This is a genomic window from Streptomyces sp. NPDC087901 (genome assembly GCF_044742205.1).
In the GTDB taxonomy this organism is placed as follows: Bacteria; Actinomycetota; Actinomycetes; order Streptomycetales; family Streptomycetaceae; genus Streptomyces.
On the sequence record NZ_JBIUUC010000014.1, the window covers coordinates 136,111 to 158,642 of the forward strand.

Consider the following 22,532-nt stretch of genomic DNA (forward strand, 5'->3'; position numbering starts at 1 on the left):
CCACATTTGTGGACCGGGGGTTTTTCCGGGTATATTGATTCTTTCTGTGCGCCCACAGAAAAGGCCCCACTCGGGGGGCCACTAAGCAAGACCATATCCGGCAGGGAGCAATTTTGTCAACTCGGGAAATCGATGAATTGCAGAAGGAGCAGGAATTCATCGACCGGCTCTACGACCGTGTCGACGCGCTGCGCGGAGTCACCGCTCAGCACGTCGAGGACGCGCTGACGCCGGTCGGCAACGGGCTGCAGGCCCGTCTCGAGCGCGATGTGCTCGTCGCCGAACGCTCGGGTCTGCTGGCCGCCCTGAACGCGGTGGACGGCTCACTGTGTTTCGGTCGCATCGATCTCTCCGACGGCACCGCGCACCATATCGGCCGCATCGGAATCCGCGAGGACGACACCGCGCACACGCCGCTGCTGATCGACTGGCGTGCGCCGGTCGCCCGCCCCTTCTACCTCGCCACCGGCCACACGCCCATGGGGCTGCGCCGGCGCAGGCACATCACCACCGAGGGCCGCGCCGTCACCGAGCTTCACGACGAGATCCTCGACGTCGGGGACCGGCAGCGCACCGGCTTCGAGGACCCGAGCGGCGACACCGTGCTCCTCGCGGCCGTGAACTCCGCCCGGACCGGCCGCATGGGCGACATCGTGCGGACTATCCAGGCGGAGCAGGACCGCATCATCCGCGCCCCGCACCGCGGTGTGCTCGTCGTCGAGGGCGGGCCCGGTACCGGAAAGACGGCGGTGGCACTGCACCGGGCGGCCTTCCTCCTGTACGAACACCGTGAGCTGCTCGCCAAGCGCGCCGTCCTGATCGTGGGCCCCAACCCGGCCTTCCTGAGCTACATCGGCGAGGTGCTGCCCGCCCTCGGCGAGACCGGGGTGCTGCTCGCCACACAGGCCGAGCTCTTCCCCGGCGTCCACGCCCACGGGACCGACACGCCCCGCGCCACCGCAGTCAAGGGCGCCGAGCCGATGGCGGAGGCGCTCGCCATGGCCGTACGCGACCGGCAACTGCTGCCCGAGCCCGGGGCCCCGCTGATCATCCGGCACGACGACGGGGACCTGATCCTCGACTGGGAGATCGCCTACGAGGCCCGGCAGGCTGCACGCGAGACCCGGCTGCCGCACAACCTCGCCCGCCCGCACTTCGCGTTCCGGATCATCGACGCCCTCACCGCACAGCTCACGGAGCGCATCGGGGCCGACCCGTACGGAGGTCCCAACTTCCTCGGCCCCGACGACATCGCCCAGCTCGGCAAGGGTGTCGCCGTCAGCAAGGCGGTGCACAGCGCCGTCGACGAGCTGTGGCCGCCGCTCACCCCGGAGGGGTTCCTCAGCGACTACCTGGCCGACCCCGTCTACGTACCGGCCGAGGACGCCGAGGCGATCCGGCGCGCGCCGGGCGACGGGCGGTGGACCCCCGCCGACGTACCGCTGCTCGACGAGGCGGCGGAGCTCCTCGGGGCCGACGACAGCGCCGAGCGGGCGGCCGCTGAGGCCGAGCGTCAGGAGCGGATCGCATACGCGCAGGGCGTGCTGGAGCTGTCGAGGGGCTCGGAGTCGTTCGAGTTCGAGGACGAGGAGTCCGAGGTCCTGGCCGCCCACGACATCATCGACGCCGAACGGATGGCCGAGCGGCAGGAGGAGGCCGACCACCGCAGCGCGGCCGAGCGCGCCGCCGCAGACCGCACCTGGGCTTTCGGGCACATCATCGTCGACGAGGCGCAGGAACTGTCGCCGATGGCGTGGAGGCTGCTGATGCGCCGCTCGCCCACCCGCTCGATGACCCTGGTCGGCGACCCCGCGCAGACCTCGGAGGAGGCCGGCGTCGGCTCGTGGGAGAAGATCCTCGGGCCGTACGTCGCCGACCGGTTCGAGCACGTCGCGCTCAAGGTCAACTACCGTACGCCCGCCGAGATCATGGAGCTGGCCGCCAGGGTGCTGCGCACCCGCGACCCGTCCTTCGAGCCGCCCGCCTCGGTGCGGTCCACCGGCGAGGTGCCGTGGGTGCGGGAGGCCGGGGCCGACCTGGCGGGCGCGGTTGCCCGGGCGGTCCTGGAGCTGACCCCCGAGGAGGGACGCCTCGCGGTGATCGCGCCGCGGGCGCTCCACGGGGAGATCAGTGCCCCGCTGGAGGGTGTCACGGCCGGCGCCGAGCCCGATCTGACCCACCCGGTGGTGCTGCTCGATCCGCGGCAGGCCAAGGGGCTCGAGTTCGACCACGTGCTGGTCGTGGAGCCCGCACTGTTCGGAACCAGTGACCTGTACGTTGCGCTGACCCGGGCCACGCAGCGCCTGGGCGTCATCCACCGGGAGGAGCTGCCCGAGGCGCTGCGCTGAGCCCACCCGGGCGGCCGGCCTGAGCGCCTCGGACCGGTTCAGCCATCCGCCGGGAGAGCCAGGCCAGTGCGGGCGGCATCCGGTACTCCACGGCGTGGTGACCCGCGTCGAACAGTTCGAAGCGTATGACGTCCTCGTCGGCCCCCAGCCTCGACGAGGACGTCACGGAAGGCCTGCGCCCCCCAGGTCCAGGGCTCGGGAGCACGACCCGGCGGACCGCCGCAGCCTGCTCGTGACCTTGACCGGGCACGGACACGAGGCGTGGTCGTCCACGATCGGCGACCAGATGGCGACCGAACACGCTCTCCTGGCCCCGCTGTCCGAAGCCGACGGGAGCAGCTAGTGGTCCTGCTGCGCAAGGTCGCGCCGGCGGCGGAGTCGGAGGGCTCCCCTTTGATGCCGTCCGTAGACTGATCCTGGCTCGAGTTCCCCTCTGCGGCCGACCCGTTGTTCCAGACGTCCGGATCGGCGTCGGGATCGGCGTCCGGATCTCAGCCGCGTCGGTAGCCGACGCGGCAATCTGCAGGGTCAGGCCAGATCGGGGTCGGTGAGGTCGAGGCGCAGCTGGTTTCTCCAGTCATTGGTGAAAACGGCGGTCGCTCCCTCATAGCGCACCCCCACAAAGGGGTTCGAGTTCCACATCACGGCCACCCACCGCAGGGACTGGTCGATGCCCAGACGGGCGAGGTAGCCGACGTTACCCATCCCGCTGCCGCCGCCGCACATCCATCCCGTTCCGTCCGGCAGCAGGCTCTCGAAGTGAGGGTTCGCCTCGGTCGTGCCGCTCACCTCGATGAGCCGGGCCACGTCGACCGGCCCTCCGAGACGGAACGGGATCGGCTGGCCGGCGTCTGGGTGGTAATCCCCGGGACCGTCCACATGCACCTCCAGGCCGGTGTCGTCCGGCCGGTACAGCGCGTCGTCGTAGGGCATCTCTCCGGCCGCCCACAGCCGCATGACCATTCCCACAGACCCACCCCGCCGACTTCGTGATCCCGTACGTACAGCACGAGTTCATCGATTACCCGCACAGCACATCATCGCGTGCCCTGGCAGTGGCGCTCCGGCCACACGATTCAGCGACCGCTCAGCCGAATTCCGCCTTCGGGAAACACGCGGTGATTCCGACGAACGCGGCTGAGCGGCCGAAGGGGCAGGCTATTCGCGGCCTGCGCGGCGGAGCTGTGCCGAGAGGTGATGCTGGAGCGGCCGGCCGACCGCCGCGAGGTCGTGGACGAAGTCCAGCGTGCCGTCGTCCGTCAGCGTGTAGCGCCGGCGGGTCGCGTCGACTTTCTTGGCCGTGGGAGCGAGGGCGACTTGATGGGTGGCGAGGTCCGCCACGCCGTCGACCGCACGGCCGGTCATCATCTCCGCTACACCGGTGGGCTGAGTGATCAGCGCTTCCACACACCCTTCCGGCTGCATCCGCCACCAGCCGCTCTCCCGCGCCGAAGGCCGCAGCGGCTCGCCGTCCGCGTCCAGCAGCCAGGCGCGCGCCTCGTAGTGGAGGAACGGCCGCCCGTCATGGCTGAAGGTGACCTCCTGGCCATAGACGAATTCCTCCTCAAGAGTCGGATACCCGCCGCGCCCCCGGCCGGTCCAGCTGCCCAGGAAACCGAGCAGTGGCTCCAACAGGGGGTGCGGCGCGGGCAGTTCGTCCGGCCGAAGGGCATCGCCGAACGGGTGCTTCCGGGCGGGGTCGGGCATGAGGTGCGCTCCTGGGTCGGGGCCATTTCCGGTGGGCAGCCTAACCAGGCCGCCCGCCTACGCGACGGATCACGCGGCGAGGGGGCGGCCGGCTTCGAGGATCCACACCCGCACCACAGCTGTCGCCCCCCTATGAGGGGCGAACTATGCGGGGCGAAGAACGGGATCGATCTCCGCCAGACCCTTCTGCAGCCGACGGGCCCCCCGGGCGACACGGTCGTCGGTGCCGTCCGACAACTCCTCGCAGAGCCGTAGCGCCTCGTCCAGGTCGTCCGAGAAGATGCTGAAAACGTCGAAGGCCGCGGTGTGGATGTAATCGGCGTGATTGTCGTTGGCGACTGCCAGTGCGGACGCGACCATCGTCAGTCCCGCCCTGTCCTTTCGCCGAAGCAGTCCCTCAGCGGTCCGCCGGGTGACGAAGGTGTCACCGGAGTCGAGCAGAAGCCTCAGCAGCGGCTCTACAGCCTCTTGCATCTCGGCGAACCCTGCCAGACTGTGGCCGGCATCCGCTCTGTCACGCCAGTCCCCGCTCCGCCCGAGTTCGCCAAGCGTCGCGACGACCGCACGCCGCAGGTCACTGTCCACCATTTCCCCTCACTCGCGCGATGCCGGTCGGAATGCCGTCGAGGCGCCCTGCCGGACGTTCGCCGGGACAGCCCTTAGTGGACATCGACAGTGAAGGTGGACGTGCTGCCGTCGGCAGCGGTCAAGGTGACAGGCCCGAACGTGATGATCGCGACGGAGCCGGCTCCCGGACCCCGATAGAAGCCGGCGGCCCCGGTGATCCGGACGGCCAGACCCGCGAGGGTTGCCGCGGCCTGCTCGTCGGCCTCGGTCTCCGGTTGGGCCAGTGTGTGGTGGCCATGTGTTTCTGCCCAGTCCCGGACGCTACGGGCGCCGCGACTCATCGCCGGGAGGATGCTCTCGTTCGCCCAGGCCCACAGCCATGAGCCCGACGAAGCGCTGAAGCTGGCCAGGATCTGCGCGGGCGCCGTCGCGGTCCTGTCAGGGAAGGTCCATGTGATGAGGCCGGTCCTCTGGTCCAGTCCCCAGCGGTCCGCCGAGCCCAGCCCCCAGGACATGTGAGCACGAGCCAGCTGGTCGATCATGTCTTCGCCCTGGAGCGACAGCGTGCTCAGGTCAGCCGGATCCACACCCTGAGCAGGACTCTCCGGCTCACCGGCCCGCTTGAACAATCCCATGCCGTGAAGTCTGCCAGAGGCCACTGACCAGCCGGCAGCACCCCTGTGCCCGGACACCACGCCGCAGCGCGCAGCCCGCACGGCCGGGACGGTCCCCTGCCATCCGGCGCGAACCCGCCGAGGACCGGCGGCCCGGCGGCGGCCCGGGCCGGCCCTCGGGGGCCGGCCCGGACTCATGCTCAGACGAGGTCGAACCGGTCCAGGTTCATCACCTTGTCCCACGCGGCGACGAAGTCCTTGACGAACTTCTCCTTCGCGTCGTCGCTCGCGTAGACCTCCGCGACTGCGCGCAGCTCGGAGTTCGAACCGAAGACGAGGTCGGCGCGGCTGCCGGTCCACTTGATCTGCCCGGTGGCGGCGTCGCGGCCCTCGAACGTGCTCGCGTCGTCGGACGTGGCCTTCCACGTCGTGCCCAGGTCGAGCAGGTTGACGAAGAAGTCGTTGGTCAGGGACCCGGGCGTCTCGGTGAGGACACCGAGCGAGGACTGCTGGTAGTTGGCACCCAGGACACGCAGACCGCCGACGAGAACCGTCAGCTCGGGGGCGCTCAGGTTCAGCAGGTTCGCCCGGTCGAGCAGCAGGTACTCGGCGGGCAGCCTGTTGCCCTTGCCGAGGTAGTTGCGGAATCCGTCGGAGGACGGCTCAAGCTCGACGAACGACTCCACGTCCGTCTGTTCCTGCGACGCGTCGACGCGGCCCGGGGTGACGGGGACCTCGATGCCGAAGCCGGCGTCGCCGGCGGCCTTCTCGACGGCTGCGGCGCCGGCGATCACGATGAGGTCAGCGAGCGATACCTGCTTCCCGCCCGACTGGGCGGAGTTGAAGGCCTCCTGGATCCCCTGGAGGCTGCGCAGCACCGTCGCCAGCCGGTCCGGGTCGTTGACCTCCCAGCCGTTCTGCGGTTCGAGGCGGATGCGTGCGCCGTTGGCGCCGCCCCTCTTGTCGCTGCCGCGGAAGGACGAGGCGGACGCCCACGCGGTGGAGACGAGCTCGGTCACCGACAGGTCCGAGGCGAGGATCTGCGCCTTGAGAGCGGCGATGTCCCCCGCGTCGACGAGTTCGTACGTCCGGGCGGGAAGCGGGTCCTGCCACACCAGGGTCTCCGCCGGGACCTCCGGGCCCAGGTAGCGGACGACCGGACCCATGTCACGGTGCGTCAGCTTGAACCACGCGCGGGCGAAGGCGTCGGCGAACTGGTCCGGGTTCTGGTGGAAGCGCCGCGAGATCTCCTCGTAGGCGGGGTCGAGCCGGAGCGAGAGGTCCGTCGTCAGCATCGTCGGCGCGTGGGTCTTCGACGGGTCGTGCGCGTCGGGGACCGTGCCTGCGCCCGCGCCCTCCTTCGGCCGCCACTGGTGCGCGCCCGCGGGGCTCTTGAACAGCTCCCACTCGTAACCGAAGAGGATGTCGAAGAAGCTGTTGTCCCAGGTGGTCGGGGTGTCGGTCCAGATGCCCTCGAGACCGCTGGTGATGGTGTCGGCACCCTTGCCCGTGCCGTACGTGCTCTGCCAGCCGAGGCCCTGCTGCTCCATCGGGGCGGCCTCGGGGTCGGGGCCGACGTTGTCCGCGGGTCCCGCACCGTGGGTCTTGCCGAAGGTGTGACCGCCCGCGATCAGGGCGACCGTCTCCTCGTCGTTCATCGCCATGCGGCGGAACGTCTCACGGATGTCGCGGGCCGCGGCGACCGGGTCCGGAGTGCCGTTGGGACCCTCGGGATTGACGTAGATGAGGCCCATCTGCACCGCACCGAGAGGGTTCTCGAGCTCGCGGTCACCGGTGTAGCGCTCGTCGCCCAGCCACTCGGTCTCGGGGCCCCAGTAGACGTCCTCGTCGGGCTCCCACACGTCCGCCCGGCCGCCGCCGAAACCGAAGGTCTTGAGGCCCATCGTCTCCAGGGCGACGTTGCCGGTGAGGACGATGAGGTCGGCCCACGAGAGGTTCTTGCCGTACTTCTTCTTGACCGGCCACAGCAGGCGGCGGGCCTTGTCGAGACTCGCGTTGTCCGGCCAGCTGTTGAGCGGGGCGAAGCGCTGCTGACCGGCTCCGGCGCCCCCGCGCCCGTCGCTGATCCGGTAGGTGCCGGCGCTGTGCCACGCCATCCGGACCATGAACGGGCCGTAGTTGCCGAAGTCGGCGGGCCACCAGTCCTGCGACGTCGTGAGCACATCGGCGATGTCCCGTTTCACCGCCGGGAGGTCGAGGCTCTTGAACGCCTCGGCGTAGTCGAACTCCTCACCGAGCGGATTGGCCACGGCAGGGTTCTTGGCGAGGATCTTCAGGTTGAGCCGCTCCGGCCACCACTGGCGGTTGCCGCCGCCCTGGGTCGGGTGGGGCGCGCGACCGTGCGCGACCGGGCAGCCACCGGCCTCCTCTGTCTTCGGGTCGGTGACGATCGCGTCGTGGTTCTCAGTCATGGAAATCCTTCCGGACGGGGCGGATCACGGTGCTGAGGAACTTCGGACGGTGGAAAGGCAGGGCCGGGATGGCGGGGCGAGCGGCCCGTCTCCTGAAGTCACCTGCTTTTCCGCGCTGCTGTCCTGTCCCTTGGCTGTTAGCCGGAACTGATCCTACGATGGACATAGTCCAAGTCAATACGAACGACAGGCGTGTACGGATCCATTCGCAGGACTACGCACAGATGGGCTGGTGGGCATGAGTGACCTGCTGCAACGGCTTCGGGCACGTGGCTGGCGGATGACAGCTCAGCGCAGGGTGGTCGCCGAGGTACTCGCCGGTGAACACGTCCACTTCACCGCGGACGAGGTGCTCGCCCACGCAGTTTCCCGGCTGCCGGAGATATCCCGCGCCACCGTCTACAACACCCTCGGCGAGCTCGTCGCGCTCGGCGAGGTGATCGAGGTGGCCACCGACGGCCGCGCCAAGCGCTACGACCCGAACGCCCACCACCCCCACCAACACCTGGTGTGCTCCGGCTGCGGCGCCATCCGGGACGTCCACCCCGTCGGCGATCTCCTGGCGGAACTCCCGGAGTCGGAACGGTTCGGCTTCACCGTCTCCAAGGCCGAGGTGACCTACCGGGGCCTGTGCCCGGGCTGCGGCCCCGCCCGGCCCGTACGGATGACCTGACCCGCACGGACAAGCAGACCGCCCGGGCGTAGGCTTCGTTCACCATGGACGCGGCGGGGGCGGAGCGCATGACGGCTGAGTCGGCACAGAGGTGGGAATCGATCCTCGATTCCGTTGTCGTGTACGCGCAGGGCGCCCTCTGTCGTCGCCTGGCCCGGGGCGGTGTGCCGTCCGACGGCCGGGTGCGGGTGACGGGGCTGCCCCGCTCACTGGACCCGGGCTCGTTGCGGGTCAGGGTCCTGGGCACCCCCGGGGCGCGTGTCACCGAGGCCCGGGTGGAAGTCGAGGCGGAGTTGCCGGGCACGGACGCTCCGGACCCGTTGCGGCGCGAGTACGAGCGGCTGAGCGACGCGTACACCGCGGCGCAGGGGCGCCGGGACCGGCAGTTGAGCGTGATCGAGGAGGTCAGGGCTCTTCACCCGGTCCCGCCTGCCCGCAAGCGCGAGGACCCGCACCGCCGCACCCCGGCCGACGCGTGGCTGGAGCTCGCCGACTTCGTCGACGAGCGGCTGACGGGGCTGCACAACCGCCTCGCCGAGCTGGAGGATTCACTGCGCGACGTCGAGCACGATCTCGCGGTCGCCGCGGACAGGATCGAGCGCGCATCCACCGACGCACCGTCGGCACACGTGGAGACCACGGTCTGCGCGCTCCTGACCCTCGACGGTGCCGGTGGAGCGGGCGACGCCGAAGTGGAGCTGGAGCTGGAGTACGGGGTGCCGGGCGCTGTCTGGGTGCCGGCGTACCGCCTCACCCGCCGTCAGGGCGACGGCAGCGGGCACCTGGTGCTGCGCGCCTCGGTCGCCCAGCGGACCGGCGAGGACTGGACCGGCGTACGCATCGCGCTGGCCACCGCCGACCTGCGGCGCCGCACCGACCTGCCGAGGCTCCGCTCGGTACGGATCGGACGCAGTCAGCCCGCCCCCGCACCCTCGGGCTGGCGCGAACCCCCGGCCGGACTCGTCGACCTGTTCAACGGATACGACGGGGCGGGCCCCGGCCCGGAGAGGGCCACCGGACCCGTGGCTGTCGGGGCCGCCGGCGCTGCACCCATGGGCGCAGCGGTTGAATCCGCGTACGGCCCCGTTCCGCCGCCTCCCCCGCCGTCGCCGGCGGCGCCGGGCAGCTGGGGCGGCGCTCCCCCGGAGGCATTCGGCAGCGGAATGCCTGACCTCGCGCCGCCGCTGACGGGCCTGCCACGCAACAGGACACGATCCGGCGCCGGCCCTGTCGGGGGCGCACCCGCACCCCCGGCTCCCGGCATGGCCGCGCCGCCGCCTCCGGCGCCGGTGGCCGGTCCGCCGCAGCCGAGCGGCGCCGAACTCGATTACGCCGCCCTCGCGTTGTGCGGCCCGGACGAGCAGGGCGGTCGCAGAGGCCGGCTGTTCCCCGGCTCCCGCTTCGACCCGGTGGCGGCCGAGTACCGCCGCCGCGCCGAAGCGGTGGCCGCACTGCCGTTGCCAGGACAGGCCGTGCGGCCCCGCGAGTCGGCCGGGTCCTTCGACCACCGCTTCGACGCCACCGCGCGCGCCGACATTCCGTCGGACGGCACCTGGCACACCGTCACCGTCGGCGAGATCCCCGTCGGGCTGCGCACCGAGTACCTCTGTGTGCCGTCCGTGGAGCCGGTCGTGTACGCCACGCTGCTGCTCTCCAACGCCACCGACCAGGCGCTGCTGGCCGGTCCGGTGGAGGTCACCGTCGACGGCGAGTTCCTGCTGACCGCCGCGCTGCCCACGCTGGCTCCCGGCGGTGTCCGCCGGGTAGGGCTCGGGCCGGCCGAGGGCATCAGGGTGACTCACCGCACGAACGTGCACGAGTCGACCTCGGGCCTGCGCAACAACACCACCGTGCTCGACCACCGCGTCCACGTGGAGCTGGCCAACCGGCTTGCGAGGCCCGTCACGGTGGAGGTTCACGAGCGGGTGCCGGTCACCTCCGAACCGGACGTCAGGATCGAGGAACGGGCCGACTGGACGGCACCCGCCGACGGTGCGGGCCCGGATCGGCACGCCCCGGGCACCCGGGTCTGGCGACTGGATCTGCCCGCAGGCGCCACTGCCGCTCTCGACGGCGGCTACGAGATCCGCATCCCGACCGGCAAGGCCCTGGTCGGCGGCAACCGCAGGAGCTGACACACCCCATGTCCACGGACCCGAAGCCGAACCCGGTCGCCCTTCCCGTCACCGCCGTCACCTGCCTCGAGGATCGCGCCCACATCGAGCGCGCCGTCGTGCTCGACCTGAAGGCCGGCGTCCAGCGGCTGCTTCTGGGGCCGGTCAGTGCGCTGGCGGTCGACCGGACCCTCCATGCCGAGTTGGCCTCCGATCACCCCGCGACGGTGCTCGACGTGCGGATCGTCCGCAGCTGGACGCCGCGCGAGCCGTCGCCGCCCACGGCCGACGACTCCGCTCTGCGCCACCGCGTACACACCCTCGCAGGGGAGCAGCTGGCCCTGGGACAGCGCCGCGACCGGCTCCACGCCCGCCTCGGCCTGCTCGGTCGCCTCGCCACCGATCTGCTGCGGGAGATCGGCGAAGGCGCCGGGTCCGGGGAGACGGAGCAGGACCGCTGGTCCCGCGAGCTGGACCGGGTCGATTCCGAGCGCGACACGCACGCTGAAGAACTCCGGGCCGTGGAGGCCCGGTTGGCGTCGCTCACTTCCGAACTCTCCGACCTTCAGCGGGCGCTGCAGCTCTCGGAGGAGGAACCAGCAGAGCTGGTCGGCCATATCGAGCTGACCGTGGAGGCCGCAGCCGCCGGACCTGTCGGGCTGCGCCTGAGCCACCTCACCCCGTGTGCGCTGTGGCGCCCCGCCTACCGGGCCGTGCTCGACGGGGACTCGCTGACGCTGGAGACCGACGCGATGGTCTGGCAGCGCACCGGTGAGGACTGGTCCGGCGTACGGCTGACCCTGTCAACGGCCCGTTCGGCGCTGGCCACCGAACCGCCACGGCTGGACGAGGACCGGCTGACGCTCAAGGACCGCTCCGCAGCGGAGCGCCGCACGGTCGACGTCGAGCTGCGCGAGGAGGAGATCGGGGCCCTCGGGCCGGCCACGGTGCTCGGCCTGCCGGGGGTGGACGACGGCGGCGAGGCGCGGGTACTGAGCTCCCCCACGCCGGTCTCGGTGCCCGGTGACGGCCGCGCCCACCGGGTGCGTCTCTCCGCATTCACCGCGACCGCGCCCAGCGAGTACGCCTGCTCACCGGAGTTGTCCCCCCTGGTCACCCAAGTGGTGCGGTTCGACAACCTGTCCGGTCACGCGCTGCTCGCCGGGCCCGTGGACCTGGTTCGCGGCAACGGATTCAGCGGCCGCGGCACGCTGGACTTCACCGCCCCCGGCGCCCCTGCCGAACTGGCCTTCGGCAGCTGCGACGACTACAGGGTGGTCCGCCATGCGGAGGAGTCCCGCGACACCGCCGCCATCACCCAGCGGACCGTGATCACTCGCACGGTCCGGCTGCACCTGTCCCGGTTCTCCGCCCCCGGCGAGCAGGACGACCGGGTGGTCGCCCTGCGGGAGCGCGTTCCCGTCTCCGAGGTCGCGGCGGTGACCATACGCGTACACAAGGATTCCTGCTCCCCGCCGCCCGACACGATCGACGCCGAGGGCATCGCCCACTGGGACGTCACCCTGCCGCCCGGCAGCCGCCGCACGGTGACCCTGGTCTACGAACTGTCGGCGAGCGCCAAGGTCACCGGGCTCTGAGTCCGACAGGCCACTGCGCGCCCGGCGCGGTGGCCCTTCCCCGGCCCGCGCCCTCGCCGCGCGGCGTCACCTCTCGCCGCGGGCGGGCCGCCAAGACACCGGCGGCTCCGTCCCGGCTGCCTCAGGACGGCGGCGGCGCGGCCCGCTCGGCCTCGCTCCGGAGAACGCAGAACTCATTGCCCTCAGGGTCCGCCAGGACCGTCCAGCCCGCGCCGTCGGGTTCCCGGCGATCGGCGACAAGAGTGGCACCGAGACTCAACAGCCGCTCGACCTCCTCCTCGCGCGAGGTCGTCGGGCGCAGGCACAGGTGCATTCTGTTCTTGACCGTCTTCGGCTCCGGCACCTGGTTGAAGTGCAGCAGCGGGCCCACCGGCAGCAACACTTCGGTCTCCGGGGCTCCCGGTCTGTCCTCCGGATGCAGCGGGCACCCCACCACCTCGCTCCAGAATCGAGCCAGGGCATAGGCATCCGCACAATCGATCGCCACGTTCTGCACCACCGAGATCATGCGGATGAGCCTGCCCCAGGCAGCGCCGGCTGCGCCAGTCGTCTCACCGGTCGCACCTCGCCGTCACCGTACGGACACCGCAGTGGCACCGCTCTCTGTCCGCACGGTTCGGTGTCACTCCCACGAGCCGTACCCGCCGTCCACGCGCACGGCGTTGATGCCGCTGATGTGCCGCGCGCCGCAGCGATCCTGCGGGAGGACGAGCTGCGGACCGGCGTGGTCGAGCCTGGTGCCGTCGATGGACGCCGCCAGCAGCACCCGGGCCCGCCCGAAGCCGGGATCGATCTCGGCCCAGGACAGCAGGGCGTGGTGGCCGTCCGCGCCCGACACCGCGATCAGGAAGCGCAGGCGGTCCTTGCGGCGGGTCAGGTCGAAGCGGGGCCCGGCACTCACGAGCACGTCGTGCAGCAGCGGTCCGGTGAAGCGGTGGTGCCGGATGCCGCTGGTGGCGCACTCGAAGCTGACGTCGGACTCGTGCTGCGGCCTCGAGAACAGATCGGGCACCGTCAGACGGGCCGGACGGGACAGATCGCCGGTGAGGGCGAGGTCCGGCACCGTGCCGGCGGTCGTACCGGCTGCTGAGAGGGACTGACTCACGGACTACCACCTCCCGGGTGACCGTACCCGGACCCGCACCCCGTACAAACGCACATACCACCTACGGCAATCACGATTCCGACTCATGCGAAGCAACAGAAGACTTTTACCTCGCATCTGCGGAAGTATTATCAGCGCATGCGCACCCGCCGCGGATGCAGTGATCGATTCGGCCGACGTGGCCGTCGAGAGACCGCAGAGGGTCCGCCAGGACCACAGGTGATTGTGTCCGTCAGGACAAGAGGGAGCAGACCCGTGATGACCCGTACCGTGCGCCGGACCCGCCGGACGCTTCAGGTGGCCGGTGCGGCAACCGCCGCCCTGCTGGCTCTGAGCGCCTGTTCGTCGTCCGAGGACACCTCGTCGGCGGCGCCGGGCTCCTCCGCGTCCACCTCGTCGGAGAAGCTGTCCGGGACGGTCACCGTGTTCGCCGCCGCCTCCCTCAAGGAGAGCTTCACCGCCCTGGGCAAGGAGTTCGAGAAGGAGCACCCCGGCACGAAGGTCACCTTCAGCTTCGGCGGCAGCGACTCCCTCGCCGCGAGCATCACCGGCGGTGCCCCGGCCGACGTGTTCGCCTCTGCCAGCCCCAAGACGATGAAGATCGTCACCGACGCGGGGGGCGCCTCCGGCGCGCCCGCCACCTTCGTCCGCAACCAACTGGAGATCGCCACCCTGCCGGGCAATCCCGACAAGATCACCTCGCTGAAGGACCTCACCTCGTCCGGTCTCAAGGTGGTCCTCTGCGACAAGGAGGTGCCCTGTGGCGCCGCCGCCCAGAAGGCCCTCGACGCCGGCAAGCTCAAGCTCACCCCCGTTTCCTACGAGCAGGACGTGAAGTCCGCTCTGACCAAGGTCGAGCTGAAGGAGGCCGACGCGGCCGTCGTCTACAAGACCGACGTCCACGCGGCGGGCGACAAGGTGGAGGGCGTGGACTTCCCCGAGTCCGCGGACGCCGTCAACGACTACCCGATCGTCCAGCTCAAGGACACGGAGAACGCCGATGCCGCCAAGGCGTTCATCGCCCTGGTGCAGTCCTCAGAGGGCCAGAAGGTCCTGACCGAGGCCGGGTTCCTCAAGCCGTGACGAAGCCCGACAAGGCCGACGCCGCGACCAGCGCCCTCCGGGGTGGGCCGCGGCGCCGGCGCGTCCGGACCGGCGGCAGCCGAGCCGTGCCGCTGCCGCTTCTGGTGCCCGCACTGCTCGGCCTGGCGTTCCTGATCGTGCCGCTGCTCGCCCTGCTCGTACGGGCTCCCTGGACCAGCCTGCCCGAGCTGCTGACCAGCGCCGAGGTATGGCAGGCGCTCCAACTGTCGCTGGTCTGCGCCACGGCCGCCACCGCGGTGAGTCTCGTCATCGGTGTGCCGCTCGCCTGGCTGCTTGCCCGCGTCGAGTTCCCCGGCCGCGGCCTCGTGCGGGCGCTCGTCACCCTGCCGCTCGTCCTTCCCCCCGTGGTCGGAGGTGTGGCGCTGCTGATGGCACTCGGCCGCAACGGCATCGTCGGGAAGACGCTGGACGACTGGTTCGGGATCACCCTGCCGTTCACCACGGCGGGAGTCGTGATCGCGGAGGCGTTCGTCGCGATGCCGTTCCTCGTGATCAGCGTCGAGGGGACCCTGCGCGCTGCCGACCCGCGCTTCGAGGAGGCTGCCGCCACGCTCGGCGCCTCCCGCTTCACCGCGTTCCGCCGGGTCACGCTGCCGATGATCGCGCCCGGCATCGCCGCGGGCGCCGTGCTGGCCTGGGCTCGCGCCCTGGGCGAATTCGGTGCGACGATCACCTTCGCCGGCAACTTCCCCGGCCGAACCCAGACCATGCCGCTGGCCGTGTATCTGGCGCTGCAGAGCGATCCGGAGGCGGCCATCGCCCTCAGCCTGGTCCTGCTCGCCGTGTCCGTCGCGGTGCTGGCGGGCCTGCGCGACCGTTGGATGACAGCAGGATGACCCAGACCCCCGATTCCGCCCGCAGCGTCCGCTCCGGCGTATCCGATGAGGGCCTCGACGCCCACCTCGTCGTCGAGCGCGGCGCCTTCCGTCTCGACGTGGCTCTGACCGTCGCACCCGGCGAAGTCGTCGCCCTGCTCGGTCCCAACGGCGCCGGCAAGACCACTGCCCTGCGCGCCCTCGCCGGCCTGACCCCACTCACCGACGGCCATCTGCGGCTGGACGGAACCGTGTTGGACCGTATGCCGCCGGAATCCCGCCCGGTCGGCGTCGTCTTCCAGGACTACCTGCTCTTCCCGCACCTCACCGCCCTGGACAACGTGGCCTTCGGGCCCCGCTGCCACGGCGCGACCAGGACGGCGGCCCGGGCCCAGGCCGCCGAGTGGCTCGACCGGCTGGGTCTCGCGGACCACGCCGGCGCCAAGCCACGCAAGCTGTCCGGCGGCCAGGCCCAGCGTGTCGCCCTGGCCCGCGCGCTGGCCACCCGCCCGCGCCTGCTGCTCCTGGACGAGCCGTTGGCGGCGCTCGACGCCCGCACCCGCCTGGAGGTCAGATCGCAGCTCCGGCGGCACCTGGCCGAGTTCGAGGCCGTCGCCGTCCTGGTCACACACGATCCGCTGGACGCCATGGTGCTGGCCGACCGCCTGGTCGTGGTCGAGGACGGCCAGGTCGTACAGGAGGGCGCACCGTCCCATATCGCCCGCCACCCCCGTACGGACTACATCGCTCAGCTGGTCGGCCTGAACCTCTACCGGGGCACAGCCGACGGCCACACCGTCCGCCTCGACGCCGGCCCTTGCCTCACCACCACGGAGGCCCTGTCCGGCCCGGTCTTCGTGGCCTTTCCGCCGAACGCGGTCACCCTCCACCGCGAGCGGCCCGCCGGCGCCAGCGCCCGTAACCTCTGGCGCTGCGAGATCGCGGGCCTGGAGACCCACTCGGACCAGATCCGCGCCGACCTCACCGGAGAGCTCCCCCTCACCGCCGACCTGACCACAGTCGCCGCCGCGGAACTCGACCTGCATCCGGGCGCGGCAGTCTGGGCGACGGTGAAGGCGACGCAGACCCACGCCTACCCCGTCTGAGGACGCCCGGGCGGGGACACGTTCACGGTCTGCGAGGCACCACCCGCTGATGAGGTCGACCGCGGTCTCGCTCGCACCCCTGTGAGAAGGCACCGCCTGCTCATGCCGCAGGTCAGGCCCGCTCCAGCACCTCCGCGCAGAGGCCGCCGCCGAGGCGCCCTGCGCCCGAGGGCCGCAGCGTCGAGATGAGCCGGCGACCTCACATGCCGACGCCGGGACGTGTGCGTGAGGTGTAATCCCGGGCGCTCCCGGGGCGTGACGGAGCGGAAACCCGATCTTTCTACGGTGCTGGTCATGGGATCGGCTGCAGCGAACTGCGCGGGCCCGCTCGAACGGTACGCAGGCCGGAAAGTGGAGGTTCGGTGCCAGCTGGCTCGAAGAAGGACAGTGTCCGTACGGTCTGTTCGTACTGCGGGGTCGGCTGCGGAATCGTGCTCGGCATCACACGGAACCCCGCCGACGGCCGAAGTCGCGCGTCGAAGGCCTCCGGCGACAAGGCTCACCCGGCCAACTTCGGCCGCTTGTGCACCAAGGGCTCGACGAGCGCGGACATGATGGCCGCGCCAGGCCGTGCGGCCACGGCGCTGGTGCGCACGGAGCGGGGCGCCCAGCCCGCCGAGAAGCACGTGGACGAGGCGATTGCGTCGGTCGCCGGCAGGCTGCGGACGATCCTGGACGAGCACGGGCCGGACGCGTTGTCCTTCTACGTGTCCGGGCAGATGTCCCTGGAGGCGCAGTACCTGGCGAACAAGCTGGCCAAGGGCTTCGTCCGGACGAAGCAGATCGAGTCGAACTCCCGGTTGTGCATGGCCTCCGCGGGAACCGGATACAAGCTGTCGCTGGGCGCGGACGGCCCGCCCGGCTCGTACCAGGACTTCGACCGCGCGGACGCGTTCTTCGTGATCGGCGCCAACATGGCCGACTGCCACCCGATTCTCTTCCTGCGCATGATGGACCGGATCAAGTCGGCCGGGGCCAGACTCATCGTCGTCGACCCGCGCCGCAACGCCACCGCCGACAAAGCCGATCTCTTCCTCCAGATCAAGCCCGGCACCGACCTCGCCCTGCTCAACGGCCTGCTGCACCTGCTCGTCGAGAACGGCCACACCGACGAGGCGTTCATCGCCGAGTTCACGGAGGGCTGGGGGGAGATGCCTGCCTTCCTCGGGAACTACCCGCCCGAGAAGGTCGCGGAGATCACCGGCATCCCCGAGAGCGACATCCGGCAGGCCGCGCAGTGGATAGGTGAGGCGGGTGAATGGATGAGCTGCTGGACCATGGGCCTGAACCAGTCCACGCACGGCACCTGGAACACCAACGCCCTGGTCAACCTACACCTCGCCACCGGCGCCATCTGCCGCCCGGGCTCCGGGCCCCTCTCCCTCACCGGCCAGCCCAACGCCATGGGCGGCCGGGAAATGGGTTACATGGGGCCCGGCCTGCCCGGCCAGCGCTCCGTCCTGGTCGAGGCCGAGCGCGCCTTCGTCGAGAACCTGTGGGGTATCCCCGAAGGCTCCCTGCGTACCGAGGCCGGTCACGGCACGGTCGAGATGTTCGAGCAGATGGCCGCCGGCGACATCAAGGCGTGCTGGATCATCTGCACCAATCCTGTCGCCTCGGTCGCCAACCGCAAGACCGTCATCGCCGGCCTGGAGGCGGCCGAACTCGTCATCGCCCAGGACGTCTTCGCCGAGACCGAGACCAACGCCTACGCCGATGTCGTCCTGCCCGCGACGCTGTGGGCGGAGTCCGACGGCGTCATGATCAACTCCGAGCGGAACCTCACCCTCGTACAGGGCGTCGTCGACCCTCCCGAGCAGGCGCTGCCCGACTGGCAGCTGATCGCCCGGGTCGCCTGCGAGATGGGTTTCGCCGACGCGTTCACCTACGCCTGCGCCGAGGACGTGTTCGAGGAACTCAAGCAGGCGTGGAACCCCAGGACAGGATGGGACCTGCGCGGCGTGACCTACGAACGGCTTCGCACCACCCCCGTCCAGTGGCCGGCACCGGCCGCAGACGGTCCGGACCGCAACCCGATCCGCTACCTCAACGACGGCGTCAGCCAGACCCTGCTGGAGCGCGAGGACAGGACCCGCCCCCGTCTGGCCTTCCCGACCGCGAGCGGACGCGCGCAGTTCTTCGCTCGCCCGCACCTCCCGGCGGCGGAACTCCCCGACGACGACTACCCGTTCGTCCTCAACACTGGCCGCCTGCAACACCAGTGGCACACGATGACCAGGACCGGCAAGGTCGCCAAGCTCAACAAGCTCAACCCCGGTCCGTTCGTGGAGGTCCACCCCGAGGACGCCGCCGCCCTGGGGATCGGGGAGGGCGATCACGTGGAGGTCGCCTCCCGCCGGGGGCGCGCCGTACTCCCCGCCGTGGTCACCGACCGCGTACGTCCTGGCAACTGTTTCGCACCGTTCCACTGGAACGATCTGTTCGGCGAATACCTCAGCATCAATGCCGTCACCAACGACGCAGTCGACCCGGTCTCCTTCCAGCCCGAGTTCAAGGTCTGCGCCGTCACTCTCGCCAGGACGGTCGCCCCCGTGCCGGCTGCCCACCCGAGCACCCAGCCGGAGGCCACCCCCACCCCCGCGCCGGCACCGGCACCGGCACCGGCCGCCGCGGACTCCCCCGTCCACGCGCTCGCCACACTGTTCGGCACCACCGGCCTCGCCCCCGCGCCCCTGGCCGAGCACGAACGCCACTACCTGTCCGGCTACCTTTCCGGCCTCGCCCTGACACCACCTGCCGGACGCGTGCCCGTCCTGCCGCCAGGCGCCCCCTTTGACCCGGGCCACGCCCTGTGGGTAGACGGGGTCCTCGCCGGCATGTTCTCCCGCACCGCCGTGCCCGCTGCCACGGCTCCCGCCCCCGTGCCCGCGGAGGCCGGTGCCCCGGCCGCCGACAGGACCGCACCGGCCCGCCGCCTGGTCATCCTGTGGGCCTCGCAGACCGGCAACGCCGAGGAGTTCACCACAGGCGCCGCCGCCCGCCTCGCCCAGGCAGGCCATGCCCCCGAACTGCGCCCCATGGCCGAGGCGTCGCCGGCGCACCTCACCCCCGACACGGACCTACTCCTTGTCACCAGCACCTTCGGTGACGGCGACGCACCCGACAACGGCGCCGACTTCTGGCAGGCGCTGTCCGGCCCCGACACAGGACGGATGGAGGGAATCCGGTACGCGGTCCTCGCGTTCGGCGACTCCGACTACGCCGACTTCTGCGGCCACGGCCGCCGGCTCGACGAACGGTTCGACGCCCTCGGGGCCACCAGGCTGATCCCCCGTTTCGACTGCGAGCCGGACTTCGAAGAGGCCGCCGAGCAGTGGCTCGACCAGGTCGTCAGCGCCCTGACGGCAGCCGCCGGCCGACAGCCTGTTTCAGCGGGCGCCGACGGAACCGCCGTCGCCGAACCCACCGGCGCGACCGCCCCCACCATCGTCACCCCGCCCCCCGCCCCCGCACCGGCCGGCTACACCAAGGCATCGCCCTTCGCCACCCTGCTCGTCGGCAACAGGCGGCTGAGTCTGCCCGGTTCCGGGAAGGAGGTCCGGCAGTTCGCCTTCGACACCCGCGACGGCACACTCGCCTACGACGCCGGGGATGCTCTCGGCGTCCGGCCGACCAACGGCACCCCGCTCGTCGCCGAATGGCTCGCCCTCACCGGACTCGACCCAGCCGAACCGGTCGACCTCGGCGACGGCTCACCCATCCCCCTCGAAGAAGCACTGCGCACCCGCCTGGACATCTCCCGCATCACCACCGAGCTGCTCAAGTTCACCGCTGACCGCACCGGAAGCCATGAACTGAAGCGCCTCCTGCGCGCCGACAACAAGGACGCCCTCGCGAAGTGGAGCTGGAGCCGCCAGGCAGCCGACGTCGTCGCGGCATTCCCCGTCCGGGCTTCGGCGGCGGAGTGGGCGGGGGTCCTCAGGCGCCTCCAGCCCCGTCTGTACTCCATCTCCTCCAGCCCGCTCGCCCACCCGGGCGAGGTCCGCCTCACGGTCTCCGTCGTCCGCTACACCAACGACCTCGGCCGGAACCGTAAGGGGGTGTGCTCCACCTACCTCGCCGACTGCGCGGACGACGGCCCGGTCCAGGTCTTCGTGCAGCGCTCCCCGCACTTCCGCCCGCCCGCCGACCCCGCCACCCCCATGATCATGGTCGGGCCCGGAACCGGCGTGGCCCCCTTCATCGGCTTCCTCGAAGACCGCCAGGCCCGCGGCCACACCGGCCCCAACTGGCTCTTCTTCGGCGAGCAGCGCCAGGCCACCGATTTCTACTACCGCCAGGAACTGGAGGCGTACCGGGCATCCGGCCATCTCGACCGCCTCGACCTCGCCTTCTCCCGCGACCAGCGCAACAAGGTCTACGTCCAGGACCGGATGCGCGAACACGGCCCGCGGCTGTGGCAGTGGCTCCGCGACGGCGCCCACTTCTACGTCTGCGGCGACGCGGCGCGCATGGCCAAGGACGTCGACCACGCGCTCGCCGGCATCGTCGCCACCCATGGCGGAATGGAGAACGACGAAGCCGCCGCCTACGTCAGGCGCCTGGCCGCGGACAAACGCTACGTCCGCGACGTCTACTGACGGCACGTCCTGCTCGGGCGGCCCTTGTCCTGGTCCCCCGACGGCCTGAGCCCGCACGCGGCCGAGGCGGCCCTGCACGCGTACGCCGCGACCGGCAGCCCCTGCGCGACTCCGCCGCCATCGCCGCGCTCACGAAGCGGGCGGGCTGGGAGGTCCACCGGACCATCGCGCTCGGCTGGGGCGCGGAGGCCGCAGTCCTGCGCCGACCCTGACATCCCCACCCCTCCAGGCCCTGGCTGGGACGCGGTTGGCCGATCCGGGATTCCCGGAGCGGCCAACCGGCCGACGTTCGGCGCGGCCGTCCCCGCAGCCGGCGCAGGGCGCCGCGCGACGTTGCGCTTCCGCGACTTCTGCACGGAGTTCGGATTCAGGCCGCGTACGAGGTCGCTCAAGTGGCCGACCGTCAAGGAGCCCCACGCTGACGGAGCATGGCGAGGCGTCGATGTGGATTCCGCCGCATTGCGCGCAGGTCGTTGACCGAGCAGGTCCGCGCGCTGCTCACGTGTCCGTGACTGCGCAGCGTGAAGTCGCCGCCCGCGGACCTGCTCCATGCTCCCCGTACCGCTCCCGGCCGTGACCCCGTTCTCGCTCACCTCCGTCACACACCATCTCGACCCACTTGTACGATTTTGAGTCGACGGGCGACGAGACACCCCCGGCAATGTTCGAGATGCAATAAGGATTGATCATGGCGCGCGTACAAACAGGCTGCCCCGACTGCAAGCGATGCACCAACAGTGCCGTCGGTGAAGGCGCCCGGAAGGCAGGCCGTTGGACCGCGGGCATCGCGACCATGGGTCTCAGCGAAGCAGGCATGGCGTTCACGCGTAACTGCCGAGGGTGCGGGCACGCCATGTCTCTCCACGACCGCCAGGACAACGGCGCGCTCACGCGAGACCCGGATCACCGTGGCACCCCGGTCGTATCCGGGCACGCAGCCCCGTACCCGCCCGCCCCGGCTCCCGCGTGGGGTGCACCCGCGCCCGCGCCCGCCGCTCCCGGGTGGGGAGCACCTGCCCCGGCTCCGGCAGCCCCCGCTCAGAGCTCGCAGGAGATCATGGATCTCCTGCGGCAGCTCGGCGAACTGCGCGATGCGGGTGTCATCTCTCCGGGTGAGTTCGAGGCGAAGAAAGCCGACTTCCTCCGACGGCTCTGACCTCACGGGATTCACCTGACGGGCCCAAGCGGCAGGACGGTTGCCGGGCGCACCCGGCAACCGTCCGCAACGCTCCCGTCAGCTGCGCCCGGCCCATGCCGTCCATTGCGGTGTGAGCGGGACGCCGAAATCCGTCAGTTTCTCCAGGACGTAGTCCCTGGTCTCATCGGTCATGAAGGCGCAGGCCGCGTCGAGCACGTCCAGGTCGTCGAGCAGGAGCTCCAGCACCTGGAACCAGAACGCGTCGTTCAGTGTCGTGTCCGTGCTGCGCAGGCCGAGATCGACGTATGCGAAGCAGCGGCGCAGGAGATCCTCGTGCGCTGACGGACGCCGTAGCGCGGGCATCACCAGTGGGTCGGCGAAACCGTCCCTCAGGAGCGGGAAGAGAAGCACTTCCCCGTCCGCGTCCTCCTCCGCCAGGAGCCGAACGGGCTCCGCGGTCTCGGGCACCATGTCCAGGAGAATCTCCTGCACGTTCGAACGCGTCATGGTGGACGCCCGCATCCATTCACCTTCTCGATAGAACCGGCGGTGCGAGAGTACAACGCGCCGCCCCGCCCCTCGCCGCCTCGACGACGGGAGCGGGGCGGGG

At 71.0% G+C, this 22,532-nt stretch carries 17 protein-coding genes; 9 read left to right on the forward strand and 8 right to left on the reverse strand.

Translation table 11 applies throughout. The features are described 5' to 3' along the window. Positions 1 to 137: 137 nt before the first annotated feature. Positions 138 to 2,348: a HelD family protein gene (locus tag ACIOEW_RS32820; RefSeq protein WP_401968484.1), complete on the forward strand. Its 2,211-nt coding sequence runs from the start codon at positions 138 to 140 to the stop codon at positions 2,346 to 2,348. A 528-nt stretch (positions 2,349 to 2,876) separates the two neighbouring features. Here the strand turns inward: ACIOEW_RS32820 and ACIOEW_RS32825 are convergent. The 5 genes from ACIOEW_RS32825 to katG form a co-directional block, all read right to left on the reverse strand. After that, positions 2,877 to 3,311: a hypothetical protein gene (locus tag ACIOEW_RS32825; protein ID WP_401968487.1), complete on the reverse strand. Its 435-nt coding sequence runs from the start codon at positions 3,309 to 3,311 to the stop codon at positions 2,877 to 2,879. A gap of 195 nt (positions 3,312 to 3,506) precedes the next feature. Continuing rightward, positions 3,507 to 4,055, reverse strand: coding sequence for an FABP family protein (locus ACIOEW_RS32830; RefSeq protein ID WP_401968323.1), 549 nt, complete (start codon positions 4,053 to 4,055; stop codon positions 3,507 to 3,509). A gap of 144 nt (positions 4,056 to 4,199) precedes the next feature. After that, on the reverse strand, positions 4,200 to 4,643 hold the full coding sequence (locus ACIOEW_RS32835) for a hypothetical protein (protein ID WP_401968326.1): 444 nt from the start codon (positions 4,641 to 4,643) through the stop codon (positions 4,200 to 4,202). 71 nt (positions 4,644 to 4,714) lie between these two features. After that, complete coding sequence (locus ACIOEW_RS32840) at positions 4,715 to 5,257, reverse strand: DUF6882 domain-containing protein (protein ID WP_401968328.1); 543 nt, start codon at positions 5,255 to 5,257, stop codon at positions 4,715 to 4,717. Between the two features lie 179 nt (positions 5,258 to 5,436). Beyond that, positions 5,437 to 7,668, reverse strand: a complete 2,232-nt coding sequence (katG, locus tag ACIOEW_RS32845) for a catalase/peroxidase HPI (RefSeq protein WP_401968330.1) — start codon at positions 7,666 to 7,668, stop codon at positions 5,437 to 5,439. 238 nt (positions 7,669 to 7,906) lie between these two features. Between katG and ACIOEW_RS32850 the strand changes: the two genes are divergently transcribed. The 3 genes from ACIOEW_RS32850 (at position 7,907) to ACIOEW_RS32860 (ending at position 12,053) form a co-directional block, all read left to right on the forward strand. Then, positions 7,907 to 8,341 carry a Fur family transcriptional regulator gene (locus ACIOEW_RS32850; protein ID WP_401968333.1) on the forward strand — a complete coding sequence of 145 codons (435 nt, stop codon included), beginning with the start codon at positions 7,907 to 7,909 and terminating at the stop codon, positions 8,339 to 8,341. Positions 8,342 to 8,409: 68 nt separating this feature from the next. Next, complete coding sequence (locus tag ACIOEW_RS32855) at positions 8,410 to 10,476, forward strand: DUF4139 domain-containing protein (protein ID WP_401968336.1); 2,067 nt, start codon at positions 8,410 to 8,412, stop codon at positions 10,474 to 10,476. Between the two features lie 8 nt (positions 10,477 to 10,484). Further along, positions 10,485 to 12,053, forward strand: a complete 1,569-nt coding sequence (locus ACIOEW_RS32860; RefSeq protein ID WP_401968338.1) for a mucoidy inhibitor MuiA family protein — start codon at positions 10,485 to 10,487, stop codon at positions 12,051 to 12,053. Positions 12,054 to 12,174: 121 nt separating this feature from the next. Here the strand turns inward: ACIOEW_RS32860 and ACIOEW_RS32865 are convergent, their stop codons facing one another. Together ACIOEW_RS32865 and ACIOEW_RS32870 are read right to left on the reverse strand one after the other, a co-directional pair. Then, complete coding sequence (locus ACIOEW_RS32865) at positions 12,175 to 12,561, reverse strand: VOC family protein (protein ID WP_401968339.1); 387 nt, start codon at positions 12,559 to 12,561, stop codon at positions 12,175 to 12,177. A gap of 114 nt (positions 12,562 to 12,675) precedes the next feature. After that, positions 12,676 to 13,158 (reverse strand): molybdopterin-dependent oxidoreductase, encoded by a 483-nt coding sequence (locus ACIOEW_RS32870; protein ID WP_401968342.1) that lies wholly within the window; start codon positions 13,156 to 13,158, stop codon positions 12,676 to 12,678. A gap of 258 nt (positions 13,159 to 13,416) precedes the next feature. Between ACIOEW_RS32870 and modA the strand changes: the two genes are divergently transcribed. The 5 genes from modA (at position 13,417) to ACIOEW_RS32895 (ending at position 21,940) form a co-directional block, all read left to right on the forward strand. Continuing rightward, entirely contained in the window at positions 13,417 to 14,241 is an 825-nt protein-coding gene (gene modA / locus ACIOEW_RS32875; protein WP_401968345.1) for a molybdate ABC transporter substrate-binding protein, read from the forward strand. Further along, positions 14,238 to 15,098 carry a molybdate ABC transporter permease subunit gene (gene modB / locus ACIOEW_RS32880; protein WP_401968348.1) on the forward strand — a complete coding sequence of 287 codons (861 nt, stop codon included), beginning with the start codon at positions 14,238 to 14,240 and terminating at the stop codon, positions 15,096 to 15,098. The genes modA and modB overlap by 4 nt, the downstream gene beginning before the upstream one ends. After that, on the forward strand, positions 15,095 to 16,183 hold the full coding sequence (locus ACIOEW_RS32885) for an ABC transporter ATP-binding protein (protein WP_401968351.1): 1,089 nt from the start codon (positions 15,095 to 15,097) through the stop codon (positions 16,181 to 16,183). The genes modB and ACIOEW_RS32885 overlap by 4 nt, the downstream gene beginning before the upstream one ends. A gap of 362 nt (positions 16,184 to 16,545) precedes the next feature. Beyond that, a complete protein-coding gene (locus ACIOEW_RS32890; RefSeq protein ID WP_401968353.1) occupies positions 16,546 to 20,784 on the forward strand; it encodes a molybdopterin-dependent oxidoreductase in 4,239 nt (1,412 codons plus the stop codon). Positions 20,785 to 21,841: 1,057 nt separating this feature from the next. Next, positions 21,842 to 21,940: an SHOCT domain-containing protein gene (locus ACIOEW_RS32895; RefSeq protein WP_362553518.1), complete on the forward strand. Its 99-nt coding sequence runs from the start codon at positions 21,842 to 21,844 to the stop codon at positions 21,938 to 21,940. A 78-nt stretch (positions 21,941 to 22,018) separates the two neighbouring features. On the opposite strand, the gene ACIOEW_RS32900 is transcribed toward ACIOEW_RS32895, so the two are convergent. Then, complete coding sequence (locus ACIOEW_RS32900) at positions 22,019 to 22,429, reverse strand: hypothetical protein (RefSeq protein ID WP_401968356.1); 411 nt, start codon at positions 22,427 to 22,429, stop codon at positions 22,019 to 22,021. Positions 22,430 to 22,532 lie beyond the last annotated feature (103 nt).